Below are 12,919 nucleotides of genomic sequence, written 5' to 3'. Positions count from 1 at the left end.
AAACAATGAGTTACGACACAATAGAGACGGCGCTGGAAGCCATCCGCAACGGCGGCTTCGTGGTGGTGGCCGACGACGCCAGCCGGGAGAACGAAGGCGATTTAATCATCGCGGCCGAAAAAATCACGCCCGAACGCATGGCCTTTCTGGTGCGGCATAGCAGCGGCGTCGTTTGCGTCTCCCTGCCGGGCGAGCGCGTCGATGCGCTGCATCTGGAACCGATGGTCGCGAGCAATACCGATGCCCATGGCACGGCATTTACCGTTTCGGTTGACTTGAACAAAGGCACCAGCACCGGCATTTCCGCCGCGGACCGCAGCGCCACCCTCCGGGCCCTGGCGAATCCTGCCTGCAGCGCCGACAATTTTGCGCGCCCAGGCCATGTGTTTCCGTTGCGTGCCAGGCCGCATGGGGTGTTGGCGCGGCCGGGCCACACCGAAGCGGCCGGGGACCTGGCGCGCTTGGCCGGTCTGTATCCGGCCGGCGTGTTGTGCGAAATCGTGAATGACGATGGCAGCATGACCCGCGGCGAGGCGCTGCGGGCCTTCGCCAGCCAGCACCAGTTACCCTTTATCCGGATTGCCGACTTGATTGCCTACCGCCGCCGTAACGAACGACTGGTCGAGCACGTCTCGGAAGCCAGGATACCCACCGCCGTTGGGGTTTTCACCGCCCATGTTTACCGTTCCGTGCTCGACGGTTCGGAACATCTGGCCCTGGTCAAAGGCCAGGTGACGGGACAGCAGAACGTCCTGGTACGGGTGCATTCCGAATGTTTAACCGGCGACGTGCTCGACTCGTTGCGCTGCGATTGCGGCAATCAACTCAAAATGGCGTTGGCAAAAATCGAACAGGCGGGCAGCGGGGTTTTGGTTTACTTGCGCGGGCATGAAGGGCGCGGCATCGGTTTGGCGCACAAGCTGCGTGCCTATGAATTGCAGGATCAGGGCCGGGATACCGTACAAGCCAATTTGGACTTGGGTCTGCCTATCGATTCCCGAAGCTATGACGTCGGCGCCCAGATCCTCAGCGATTTAGGGGTGACGACGATCAGGCTGATGAGCAATAACCCGGCCAAGTTCAGCGAGCTGGCGGGATACCGGCTGAAAATCGTCGAGCGCGTGCCGCTGGAACCCGCTCCCAACCGCGAGAACATCGTCTATTTACGCACCAAATCCGAGAAGCTCGGGCATTTGCTCAATCTGGACAATCTGCCCTGGGAAACGCTAAGTGCGAAATGAATGCGGATGCAGGGCACGATCATAATGAATTTGGAGACAAGACAGTGAATGTTTTCTGGTTTTTACCGACGCATGGCGACGGCCGCTACCTGGGTTCGGCTCAAGGCGCGCGCGAAGTGAACTTGCACTATTTGCGCCAGATAGCCCAGGCGGCCGATACGTTGGGCTATGGCGGGGTTCTGATTCCAACCGGCGTTACCTGCGAGGACTCCTGGGTGGTCGCGGCCTCGTTGATTGAATCGACCGAGAAGTTACGGTTTTTGGTCGCGGTTCGGCCCGGTCTGACCACGCCCACGGTGGCGGCGCGCATGGCGGCTACCCTGGACCGGTTTTCCGGCGGGCGCTTGCTGGTCAATGTCGTTGCCGGCGGGGATCCGGTCGAGCTGGCCGGCGACGGCTTGTTCCTGGCTCATGACGAGCGTTACGCCTTGACGGCCGAGTTTTTGACCGTCTGGCAGCGCTTATTGGCGGGCGAAACCGTCAGTTTTGCCGGCAAGCATATCCGGGTCGATAACGCGAAACTGGCCTTTCCGCCCGCGCAGACGCCCAGCCTGCCGTTATATTTGGGCGGCTCATCCCCTGCCGCCCATCAACTGGCCGCCGAGTATATCGACCACTATCTGAGCTGGGGCGAGCCGGTGCCGGCCGTGGCCAAAAAAATCGCCGATCTCGAAGCTCGCGCCAAGCTGGCCGGGCGGGTCGTGCGTTACGGCCTGCGCATACACATCATCGTTCGGGAAACCGAAGCCGAAGCGTGGGCGGAGGCCAATGCGCTGATCCGCCATGTCGACGACGAGGCGATTGCCGCCGCGCAGCGCGCCTATGCCCGCTCGGATTCCGAGGGGCAACGGCGAATGAACAGCCTGCACCGAGGCTCCAGGCAAAACCTCGAAATCGCCCCCAACTTATGGGCCGGTGTCGGTTTAGTCCGGGGCGGCGCAGGGACTGCGTTGGTCGGCGACCCACAAACGGTCGCCAAACGCTTGCAGGAATATGCCGATCTCGGCATCGAAACCTTTGTGCTCTCCGGTTACCCGCACCTGGAAGAAGCCTACCGTGTGGCCGAATTGCTGTTCCCGTTATTGCCGGTCGCAAAAGCCCCCGAAAAAACAAGGGCCAAACCGGTGTTCCATTTAAGTCCCGTGGGGGATACCGGAAAAGTCGAGCTGCAAGCCAAGGCCGGATGAGCCGCGGCAGCGCCGAGACCGAAGATACCGTCGTTTGTCCTCAAGCCCGTTATCGAAACCGAAAACCAGACCCTTTACAGATTCCATCAACCTCGTCAGCCCTAAAGCCTATGAAACTAGAAACGATCGCCGTACACGGTGGCTACAGCCCCGACCCGACCACCAAAGCCGTGGCCGTGCCCATTTATCAGACCACGTCTTACGCCTTTGACGATACCCAGCATGGCGCCGATCTCTTCGATTTGAAAGTGGCCGGAAACATCTATACCCGCATCATGAACCCGACTTCGGACGTGCTCGAAAAGCGCGTGGCCGCCTTGGAAGGCGGGATCGCCGGGCTGGCGCTGGCCTCCGGCATGGCGGCGATTACCTATGCGATCATGACCATCGCCGAAGCCGGCGACAACATCGTCTCCGCCGCCACCCTGTACGGCGGTACCTACAATCTCTTTGCCCACACCCTGCCGCAATACGGCATCACCGTGCGTTTTGCCGATTATCGCGATCCCGAAGCCTTCGAGGCGCTGATTGACGGCAAAACCAAGGCGATTTTCTGCGAATCGGTCGGCAACCCGCTCGGCAACGTGACCGATTTCGAACGCCTGGCCGCCGTCGCCCACCGCCACGGCGTGCCGCTGATCGTCGACAACACGGTGCCGTCGCCTTATCTTTGCCGTCCGATCGAGCACGGCGCCGATATTGTCGTGCACGCGCTGACCAAATATCTGGGGGGGCATGGCAACAGCATCGGCGGCGTGATCGTCGATAGCGGCAAATTCCCTTGGGCCGAACATAAAGCGCGTTTCCCTCGCCTGAACGAGCCCGACGTGTCCTATCATGGCGTCGTTTACACCGAAGCCCTGGGTCCTGCCGCTTACATCGGCCGTGCCCGCGTCGTGCCGCTGCGCAATACCGGCGCGGCCCTTTCGCCCTTCAACGCGTTTTTGATCCTGCAAGGCATAGAAACCCTGGCGCTGCGCATGGACAGGATCTCTGAAAACGCGGTCAAGGTGGCGCGATACCTGCAAAACCACGACAAGGTGGAATGGGTCAACTACGCTGGGCTCGAAGACCATCCGGATAAAGCGCTGGTCGATAAATACATGGGCGGCCGCGCGTCCGGCATTCTGACTTTTGGCTTGAAAGGCGGCCGCAAGGCGGGAGAGCGTTTTCAGGATGCGCTAAAACTGTTCACCCGGCTCGTGAATATCGGCGATGCCAAATCGCTGGCTTGCCACCCGGCGTCGACCACGCATCGGCAACTGTCTCCCGAAGAGCTGGTCAAGGCGGGCGTCACCGAGGACATGGTGCGTTTATCGATCGGGATAGAGCACGGCGACGACATTGTCGCGGATCTGGAACAGGCGCTCGAGGCGGCTTGACGCCGGAGGCTTGTCCTGCGCTTGGCAGATCCCGGTTCAACAGACCAGGATCTGTCGGTCCGTAAATCGGATCATTATTACATTTAGGCATACTAATATTGATCTTGATCATTTTATAACTTGAGACGTGCATGCTATCTTGGCGTCAGTTGTAACTTCAAGGGACCTGTTTTTACTTATGTCTTTACTTGCCTTTGCTAATCCTGCCGAGATGGCGCTCTCGATCCGGGCGTCCGCCTTGGTTTTCGAAGATCCAAAATCCAGAGAACTGCTCGATCGAATCAAGCGGGTTGCCCCGAGCGAATTAAACGCACTGATCATCGGCGAAACCGGCACCGGCAAGGAACTGGTTGCCCGCCACATCCACGAGCTGAGCGCCAGACGCAAGGGGCCGTTTTTGGCGGTCAATTGCTGCGCGCTGTCGGAAACCTTGATCGAAAGCGAGTTGTTCGGCCATGAGAAAGGCGCTTTTACCGGCGCGGTGACGACCAAACAGGGTTGGTTCGAGGCCGCTTCCGGCGGCACGATATTTCTGGACGAGATCGGCGACCTGCCGCAGTCGATGCAGGTCAAGTTATTGCGGGTCTTGCAGGAACGCGAGGTGGTGCGGGTCGGTTCGCATAAGGCGACGCCGATCGATGTGCGCTTGATCGCCGCAACGAACGTAAAACTGGAAGAGGCGGTCATGGCCGGCCGGTTTCGCGAGGATTTGTACTACCGGCTGAATGTGGCGGCATTGAATCTGCTGCCTTTGCGGCAACGCACCGGGGATATTTTGCCGTTGGCCCGGCATTTCTTGAAGGTCTACGGGCAGCGGCTCGGCTGCCCCGGAACCACGATTTCCCCGGCCGCAAAACAAGCGCTACTGACGCATCCCTGGCCGGGCAACATTCGGGAATTGGAAAATGTGATACACCATGCCTTGTTGGTGGCTCGCGATCTGACCATTACGCCGACGGATTTAAATCTCTCTCAGGCGCTCAGTTTTTCTAAAACGGTAGATTCCGAGGCCGGAGATTTTGAAAAACTGGACAGTATCTTACAAACCTTATGCGAGCAGGAACACCCGGATTTGTATGCCCGTGTCGAACGCGCCTTGTTACAAGCCGCGTATAAGCACACCGGCCGCAATCAACTGGCTACGGCGAGGTTACTCGGGCTGAGCCGACACGTGGTGCGCGCCCGGTTGATTCAAAACCATATTTTGGCATCGGGGGATGCGGAAACCGAAAAACATCACTCCCCTTTGCCGAAGAGTATCAGCATTTCCCCCATTACCGTACCCGAGGTGATCCCCAAGGAAAGAGGCTACAAGGAAATTGTTTTCTCCGAAGCCTCGCAGGAGTGTTGGGGATTTTGATCGATCCCTAATTGACGGTTTAGGCCCGGATGTCCAGCGTTATCGATCCCGCGGCTCGACATCGCAAAGATGCTCGCTCTGCAGATAGCTTTCCGACTGCATTTCCATTAGCCGCGATACCGTGCGTTCGAACTCGAACGCGCCGTCGCCTTCGGTGTAGAGTTCGCGGGCGGGCGCCTCGGCGGTGCAGATCAATTTGACTTTATGCTCGTAGAGCGCATCGATCAAGGTCACGAAGCGCTTGGCCTCGTTCCGGTAGGCGGCGGTCAGTTTCGGAATGTTCGCCATGATGATCGTGCTGAATTCGCCGGCGATTTTCAGGTAATCGGCCGCCCCCAAAGGTTGCACGCACAATTCTTCGAAAGAGGTAAAGGCGACATCGCCATGCGCCGAAGCCAGGCGTATCGTGCGGCCGAATACCGGCAGCTCGACCGGCTGCATTTCGGAAAAATGCGTCAATTCGTCATAGCTGTGCCGGAGGAAGGCGTCGGCATGCGGGTCCAGCGGGGTGTAATAGGTTTTTTTCAAGGCATGCAGATGGCGCAGGCGAAAGTCGGTTTCGGCCGCCAATTGAAGGATATTCGCTTCGTTCTGCAAGACCTTGATGAAAAACAGGAATTGCTCCCGCTGCAGGCCGCCCTGATAAAGTTCGTTCGGATGCCGGTTCGAGGTCATCACGGTCACGACGCCGAGTTCGAATAATTTGCTGAAGAGGCGTCCCAATATCATCGCGTCGGCAATGTCGGTCACATGGAACTCGTCAAAACACAAGAGGCGCGTCGTATTCCGGATCTGGCCGGCCAACACGAACAACGCATCGGGAATTTTTTGCTGGCGGCAGCGGTGCACGAAGGCATGCACCTCGATCATGAAGGTGTTGAAATGCACGCGCCGTTTTTGTTCAAGCGGGCAGGATTCGTAAAACAACTCCATCAGCATCGACTTGCCGCGGCCGACGCCGCCATAAATATAAAGGCTCCTGCAGCGCGGCGGACGGGTGGCGAAAAGTCTTTGTGAGGCGGGTTTGTTCTCGTAGGCGGTGAGCAGGACGAGATCGTTCAGCAGGTTTTGCAGATGGGCTAGCGCAAGGTGTTGAGCGGCGTCATATTGAATGGCAGAGCGCTCGATTAGCGCGAAATAGCGCCGTTCGAGTTCGCCCGACAGGTCGGGCAAGGGGGGAGGGGAGGCCGGTTTGACTTTCTTCAGGATTCTTTTCAGCATGACGCGAACAGGGTTGCGAAACGAAGATGGGCAACCGGATAATCAACCGATTTAGGGAGATCCTTAGTTCAATTCCATTTTAAAGGCCGCAGGCAGGGGCGGCGTTGGCCGCCCCGAAAACCGAGGTTTTATTCGGAAACCCGCTTAAACGCTCAGTGCGGCCTTGTCCGCTTTCTCCCGGTAATTAAGGATCTGATCGAAATTCAGATAGCGATAGGTATCCGCGGCCGATTTGTCGATCTGCGCGGCATACTGCATGTATTCCTCTAAGCTCGGGATCTTGCCGAGGAGTGAGCACACCGCGGCCAGTTCGGCCGAGGCCAGGAACACGTTCGCGCCGTTGCCGAGCCGGTTCGGGAAGTTGCGGGTCGAGGTCGACACCACGGTCGCATTTTCCTTGACCCGCGCCTGATTGCCCATGCACAGCGAGCAGCCGGGCATTTCCATCCGCGCTCCGGCCTTGCCGAAGGTGCCGTAATAGCCTTCCTCGGTCAGCTGGCTCTGGTCCATCTTGGTCGGCGGCGCGACCCACAGGCGGGTCGGAAGCTCCCCTTTCTGCTGTTCGAGCAGTTTCCCGGCGGCGCGGAAATGGCCGATGTTGGTCATGCACGAGCCGAGGAAGACTTCGTCGATTTTAGTGCCGGCGACCTCGGACAGCGGCTTGATGTCGTCAGGATCGTTAGGGCAGGCGAGCAGCGGTTCCTTGATCTGGTCCATGTCGATCTCGATGATCTCCGCGTATTCGGCGTCCGCATCGGCTTCCAGCAGCACAGGGTTCGCGAGCCAGTCTTCCATCGCCTGGATCCGGCGTTCGATCGTGCGCTTGTCGCCGTAGCCTTCCGCGATCATCCACTTCAACAGCGTGACGTTCGAGGTCAGGTATTCGCGGATCGGCGCCTCGTTCAGGCGAATCGTGCAGCCGCCCGCCGAGCGTTCGGCCGAGGCGTCGGACAATTCGAACGCCTGTTCGACTTTCAGATCCGGCAGGCCTTCGATTTCGAGAATCCGGCCCGAGAACACGTTCTTCTTGCCTTTTTTCTCGACCGTCAACAAGCCCTTTTGCAATGCCGCGTAAGGAATCGCATTGACCATGTCGCGCAGCGTGATGCCGGGCTGCATGGTGCCCTTGAAGCGCACCAGCACGGACTCCGGCATGTCCAGCGGCATCACGCCGGTCGCGGCCGCGAAGGCGACGAGGCCGGAGCCGGCCGGAAACGAAATGCCGATCGGGAAACGGGTGTGCGAGTCGCCGCCAGTGCCGACCGTGTCCGGCAACAGCATCCGGTTCAGCCAGGAATGGATGATGCCGTCGCCGGGGCGGAGCGACACGCCGCCGCGGTTCATGATGAAGTCGGGCAGGGTATGCTGCATCTCGACATCGACCGGCTTCGGATAGGCGGCGGTATGGCAGAACGACTGCATCACGAGGTCCGCCGAGAAGCCGAGGCAGGCCAGGTCCTTCAATTCGTCGCGGGTCATAGGTCCCGTCGTATCCTGCGAGCCGACCGTGGTCATGTGCGGTTCGCAATAGGTGTTCGGGCGGACGCCTGCGACGCCGCAGGCGCGGCCGACGATCTTTTGCGCAAGCGTGAAACCTTTGCCGCTGTCCTGCGCTGCGCCCGGACGACGGAAGACGGTCGACAGCGGCAGTCCTAAGGATTTCCGCGCCCGGTCGGTCAAGCCGCGGCCGATGATCAACGGAATCCGGCCGCCGGCGCGGACTTCGTCGAGCAGCACATCGGTTTTCAGCTCGAAACGGCAGACGACTTCCTCGCTGCGGTGGCGCTTGACCACGCCTTCATAAGGAAAGATGTCGATCACGTCGCCCATTGCCATGCCGGTCACGTCGCATTCGAACGGCAAGGCGCCGGAGTCTTCCATCGTGTTGAAGAAGATCGGCGCGATCTTGCCGCCGATGCAGACGCCGCCTTCGCGCTTGTTCGGAATGTAAGGGATGTCGTTGCCCATGAACCAGAGCACCGAGTTGGTCGCGGATTTCCGCGACGAGCCGGTGCCGACCACGTCGCCGACATAGGCGACCGGGAAGCCTTTTTGCTTCAGTTCGGCGATTTGCTGTTCGGCATTCGTGATGCCTTCGCGCGGCATTTTCAGCATCGCTTTCGCATGCAGCGGAATGTCCGGGCGCGACCAGGCGTCCGGCGCCGGCGACAAGTCGTCGGTATTGGTTTCGCCGGTGACCTTGAACACGGTCACGGTCAATTTGGCCGGGACTTCCGGCTTGGCGGTGAACCATTCCGCATCGGCCCAGGACTGGATCACCTGTTTCGCGAAAATATTGCCGGCATCGCTCTTGGCCTGCACGTCGTGGAACGCATCGAAGATCAGCAGCGTGTGCGACAGCGCCTGCGCCGCGATCGGCGCCAGCTCGGCATGATCGAGCAAGTCGATTAAGGGGGCGACATTGTAGCCGCCGAGCATCGTGCCGAGCAGCCGGGTCGCCTCGGCGGGAGACAGAATCGGCGAGGCCGCCTCGCCCTTCGCGATCGCCGCGAGGAATGAAGCCTTCACGTAAGCCGCATCGTCGACGCCGGCCGGAATCCGGTTGCTTAGCAAATCCAGAATGAAATCTTGTTCGCCGGCAGGCGGATTTTTGATCAGTTCGACCAGCGCGGCGGTTTGCTGCGCGTCGAGCGGCTTCGGCACGATGCCTTCGGCGGCGCGTTCTTCGACGTGTTTACGGTATTGTTCAAGCATCAGGGGGATTCCTCTCATTCGGGATGACTCGGCGCATTGTCTAATGCGCCGGCAAATACATCAGTCGGCTAAGTTCGGCGTGTGAACTGTGTTTATTCCATCGCGTCAACGATCGCATTACCCATCTCGATCGTGCCGGCTTTCGACTGCGGATTCAAATCCGGCGTCACATATTTGCCTTCGTTCACGACCTTTTCGACCGCCTTGACCACCCGTTCGGCCGCTTCCTGTTCGCCCAAGTGGCTCAGCATCATCGCGCCGGCCATGATCACCGCGGTCGGATTGGCCAGGTTCTTGCCGGCGATGTCCGGCGCGCTGCCGTGTACCGCTTCAAACAAAGCCGCGTCGTTGCCGATGTTCGCGCCAGGAATCAGACCCAGGCCGCCGACCAGGCCCGCGGTCAGGTCGGACAAGATATCGCCGAACATGTTCGTGCAGACGACCACGTCGAACTGCTGCGGATTCATCACCATGTGCATGCAGGCCGCGTCGATGATTTTTTCGTCGAACTGAATGTCCGGGTAACGCGCCGCGGTTTCACGTGCAACATCCAGGAACAGGCCCTGCGTATATTTCAGGATATTGGCCTTGTGGCAGACGGTCACCTTCTTGCGGTTGTTCTCGCGCGCATATTTGAACGCATAGTCGATGATCCGTTCGGAACCGCTGCGGGTGACGACCGCCAGACTCTCGGCGATGTCCTTTTTCGGCGTCAGATAATGTTCGAGACCCGCGTACAGGCCTTCGGTGTTTTCGCGGACGATCACGATATCGACGTCGTCATAGCGGGTCTTGACGCCCGCCCAGCTCTTGGCCGGGCGCACGTTCGCATACAGCTCGTATTTTTGGCGCAGCGCGACATTGATGCTGCGGAAGCCGGTGCCGACGATCGTGGTCAGCGGCCCCTTGAACGCGACCCGGGTCTTGTCGAAAGACGCCATCGTTTCTTCGGGCAGCGGCGTGCCGAATTTTTCGTGCGCGCCGAGGCCCGCATGCGCTTCTTCCCACTGGATCTTTGCGCCGGAGGCGTCAATCACTTTGACGGCCTCATCCATAATCGAAGGGCCGATACCGTCGCCTTTTATCAAGGTCACCAGATGCATTCAAAACTCCAAAAATAATAGAAAAAACAAGGATAGTACACAGCAATGCCCGATTCGGGCAAAAGTCTTATAAAACCGTAACCACCAGCGCAAACACGAACACGAAGATCACGAACAGGGTGAACTTGGCGCGCAGGCCAAGCCCTGCCCACCAGCGTTTGCATTCGGCCTTCAGCGCGAGTTTGACATTGTCCGCCTGGAAGATGCGCCGACATTGGCCGCGAAAAGACTGTTCCTCTTCGGCGGCGGCTTCCCGGTCGATCAGTTCGATGATCTTCGAATAATAACTCCCGCATTTGGGGCATTTCGTCTCGGGCAGCGGGTTTTCGTGACCGCAAACAGGGCATTTTTTCATCGGCAGTACCTCAAACCAGGGTGCAAAGCAAGGAACGGGCCAAGACGTTCGCTGGCTCGGTTTTTATTGGGTTCGACTATTGTAACTCGAAACGGCCCGTAGGCGGCAGAATCGCCAAATTACCCAGATAGCCGTTTTTCCTCGCCAGATAGTCGTCGACAAATGCCTGCATCGGCTCGGATTCATAACCGTTCAGCACACTGATCGCCAGTTTTTTAAAGCCAGTGCCGACCACCTTTTCGCCCGTCTTGATCTGAAAGTGCAAATAAGCCGAAGCGCGCTTGCCATTGACCTCCATCTTCGGTTCCATCATTTCCACGGACGCTTGCCGAAAATCGAGATGATCGAATGACAGCGTCATGCTTTCGTAAATCACCAGCGGCCGAGTGAGGCTGAACATCACGTTTTCCTTGGCTAATAACGGAACCAGCACATAGGGGAAATTTTGTCCCGAGAAAGCCACATAATCGCGAGTGAAGCTTTCGATCAATGCCGAGTCCCGACTCATGCTTCCCGAACGTTCGATCTGCAAATAGGTTTTACCCTGATTGTCGTTCACATCGATCCGTTCGGCCTCGGTGTCGGGAAAATTCAACAGCACACCATGCCCGACCATGCCGGAAAAGATGAAGTGCATGTTTTGGCTAAGGCCGTATTTCTCCAATGCCAGTGAAAAAAGCAAATCGCCGGGTACGCAAAAACGTTTGGCATCAACGTCGTGCAACGGGTTGAAATCATGCGCCACTTCTTTGGCGAACATGCTGGCTTGTTCGGCGGCAATACTGACATTGCCCTCGTGGAGGGAGTAAAAATCTTTTAAAAACATATTGTTATTTGTTATTTTGATAAGATGGAATAATTCTACCATACCGCTTGAAAGGTTTCACTGCATGACTTCCCAACCGACATGAATTTTTGTATTGCATTGGCTTAAAAGGGTTTTTTGCGCATTCGAATTTTTAACGGCGGCATTTGGGTTAAAATGCGCGCCTAGCCAAACTTCATCAGATCGCCTATGCCCGAATACATTACCCCGCAAGTTGCCATTATCGGTGGGGGGCCGGCCGGGCTGATGGCCGCCGAAGCGCTGAGTCTTGCCGGCGTGCAGGTCGATGTCTATGACGCCATGCCGTCGGTCGGCCGTAAGTTATTGCTGGCCGGCATCGGCGGTTTGAATATCACCCACAGCGAAGCCTATGACACCTTCTGCGCCCGCTACGGCGAGCGTCGGCCGCAGCTGCAAGCCGTTCTCGACCAGCTGCCGCCGAGTGCCTTGCGCGCGTGGGTACACGGTCTCGGTATCGATACCTTTGTCGGCAGTTCGGGCCGAGTCTTTCCGACGCAGATGAAAGCCGCGCCGTTGCTGCGGGCCTGGCTGCATCGCCTGCGCAGTGCCGGCGTGCGCCTGCACGTGCGTCATCGCTGGCTGGGCTGGGATGCCGACGGCGCATTGCGCTTTGCCAATCCGGGCGGCGAAATTTCGCTCAAGCCGCAGGCGACGGTGCTGGCGCTGGGCGGTGCCAGCTGGCCGAAGCTGGGGTCGGACGGTGCCTGGGTGCCGTGGCTCAAGGCCCGGGGCGTAGAGATCGCGCCATTGCAAAGCGCCAATTGCGGCTTCGAGGTGGCGTGGAGTGCGCACCTGCGCGACAAATTTGCCGGCGCGCCGCTCAAATCGGTGGCACTGTCGTTTACCGATGCGCGGGGCCGCAGCGAGCGGCGGCAAGGCGAAATGGTGATCAGCGCGCGCGGGGTGGAAGGCAGCCTGATTTACGCGTTTTCGCAGCGGCTGCGCGAGCACCTGAATGTCCACGGCAGCGCCACCTTCACGCTCGATCTGGCGCCCGGACGCGATGCCGAGCGGGTGCTGGCCGAAGTCAGCCAGCCGCGCGGGGCGCGGTCGCTATCCAGCCATTTGCAAAGCCGCGTCGGCCTTGCCGGCGTCAAGGTGGCCTTGCTGCACGAGGTGCTCGGCAAGGCACAATTTGCCGATGCGGCCACGCTGGCGGCGACGATCAAGGCCTTGCCGATCACCGTGCGCGCGACTCTCCCGATCGCCGAAGCGATCAGCACCGCCGGCGGCGTGCGCTTCGACAGCCTCGATCAAAACCTCATGCTCACCGCGCTGCCCGGTGTTTTTGTCGCTGGTGAAATGCTCGATTGGGAGGCCCCCACGGGGGGGTATTTGCTCACCGCCTGTTTCGCGACCGGCCGCCAGGCAGGCTTGGGCGCTTCACAATGGTTAAAGTCGCATTCGTCTTAAAGGTGACGACGCTGAAGCAAAAACGGTGTTCAATCCATGCGCAATTCAATTACAATCGGGCGTTTTTACGTGCTCCGTTTCTAGGATGACTCGAA

The 12,919-nt window shown here is 58.9% G+C and carries 10 protein-coding genes; 5 read left to right on the top strand and 5 right to left on the bottom strand.

Annotation, left to right across the window (positions count from 1 at the left end):
* The first annotated feature begins 5 nt into the window (after positions 1-5).
* The 4 genes from ACEPPP_RS09740 to ACEPPP_RS09725 all read left to right on the top strand — a co-directional run bounded on the left by ACEPPP_RS09740 (position 6) and on the right by ACEPPP_RS09725 (position 5,170).
* A complete protein-coding gene (locus ACEPPP_RS09740; protein WP_374086213.1) occupies positions 6-1,241 on the top strand; it encodes a bifunctional 3,4-dihydroxy-2-butanone-4-phosphate synthase/GTP cyclohydrolase II in 1,236 nt (411 codons plus the stop codon).
* Between the two features lie 44 nt (positions 1,242-1,285).
* Positions 1,286-2,428: an FMNH2-dependent alkanesulfonate monooxygenase gene (gene ssuD, locus ACEPPP_RS09735; protein ID WP_374086212.1), complete on the top strand. Its 1,143-nt coding sequence runs from the start codon at positions 1,286-1,288 to the stop codon at positions 2,426-2,428.
* Positions 2,429-2,538: 110 nt separating this feature from the next.
* Positions 2,539-3,810, top strand: coding sequence for a bifunctional O-acetylhomoserine aminocarboxypropyltransferase/cysteine synthase (locus ACEPPP_RS09730; RefSeq protein ID WP_374086210.1), 1,272 nt, complete (start codon positions 2,539-2,541; stop codon positions 3,808-3,810).
* 178 nt (positions 3,811-3,988) lie between these two features.
* Positions 3,989-5,170 (top strand): sigma-54 interaction domain-containing protein, encoded by a 1,182-nt coding sequence (locus ACEPPP_RS09725; protein WP_374086208.1) that lies wholly within the window; start codon positions 3,989-3,991, stop codon positions 5,168-5,170.
* Positions 5,171-5,209: 39 nt separating this feature from the next.
* Here ACEPPP_RS09725 and zapE read toward each other — a convergent pair whose 3' ends face one another.
* From zapE to ACEPPP_RS09700, 5 genes are all read right to left on the bottom strand, one after another.
* Positions 5,210-6,391 (bottom strand): cell division protein ZapE, encoded by a 1,182-nt coding sequence (gene zapE / locus ACEPPP_RS09720; RefSeq protein ID WP_374086206.1) that lies wholly within the window; start codon positions 6,389-6,391, stop codon positions 5,210-5,212.
* A gap of 144 nt (positions 6,392-6,535) precedes the next feature.
* Positions 6,536-9,106, bottom strand: a complete 2,571-nt coding sequence (acnB, locus tag ACEPPP_RS09715; protein ID WP_374086204.1) for a bifunctional aconitate hydratase 2/2-methylisocitrate dehydratase — start codon at positions 9,104-9,106, stop codon at positions 6,536-6,538.
* Positions 9,107-9,198: 92 nt separating this feature from the next.
* Positions 9,199-10,209 carry an isocitrate/isopropylmalate dehydrogenase family protein gene (locus tag ACEPPP_RS09710; protein WP_374086203.1) on the bottom strand — a complete coding sequence of 337 codons (1,011 nt, stop codon included), beginning with the start codon at positions 10,207-10,209 and terminating at the stop codon, positions 9,199-9,201.
* Between the two features lie 67 nt (positions 10,210-10,276).
* Positions 10,277-10,564 (bottom strand): hypothetical protein, encoded by a 288-nt coding sequence (locus ACEPPP_RS09705; RefSeq protein WP_374086201.1) that lies wholly within the window; start codon positions 10,562-10,564, stop codon positions 10,277-10,279.
* Positions 10,565-10,640: 76 nt separating this feature from the next.
* Positions 10,641-11,390 carry a DUF3581 domain-containing protein gene (locus ACEPPP_RS09700; protein ID WP_374086199.1) on the bottom strand — a complete coding sequence of 250 codons (750 nt, stop codon included), beginning with the start codon at positions 11,388-11,390 and terminating at the stop codon, positions 10,641-10,643.
* A 189-nt stretch (positions 11,391-11,579) separates the two neighbouring features.
* On the opposite strand from ACEPPP_RS09700, the gene ACEPPP_RS09695 reads away from it, so the two are divergent.
* Complete coding sequence (locus ACEPPP_RS09695; RefSeq protein WP_374086197.1) at positions 11,580-12,824, top strand: TIGR03862 family flavoprotein; 1,245 nt, start codon at positions 11,580-11,582, stop codon at positions 12,822-12,824.
* The last annotated feature ends 95 nt before the right edge of the window (positions 12,825-12,919 follow it).

The sequence above is a fragment of the Methylomicrobium lacus genome (assembly GCF_041897535.1).
Classification (GTDB): domain Bacteria; phylum Pseudomonadota; class Gammaproteobacteria; order Methylococcales; family Methylomonadaceae; genus Methylomicrobium; species Methylomicrobium lacus_A.
This window is presented reverse-complemented; position numbering and strand designations above follow the sequence as displayed.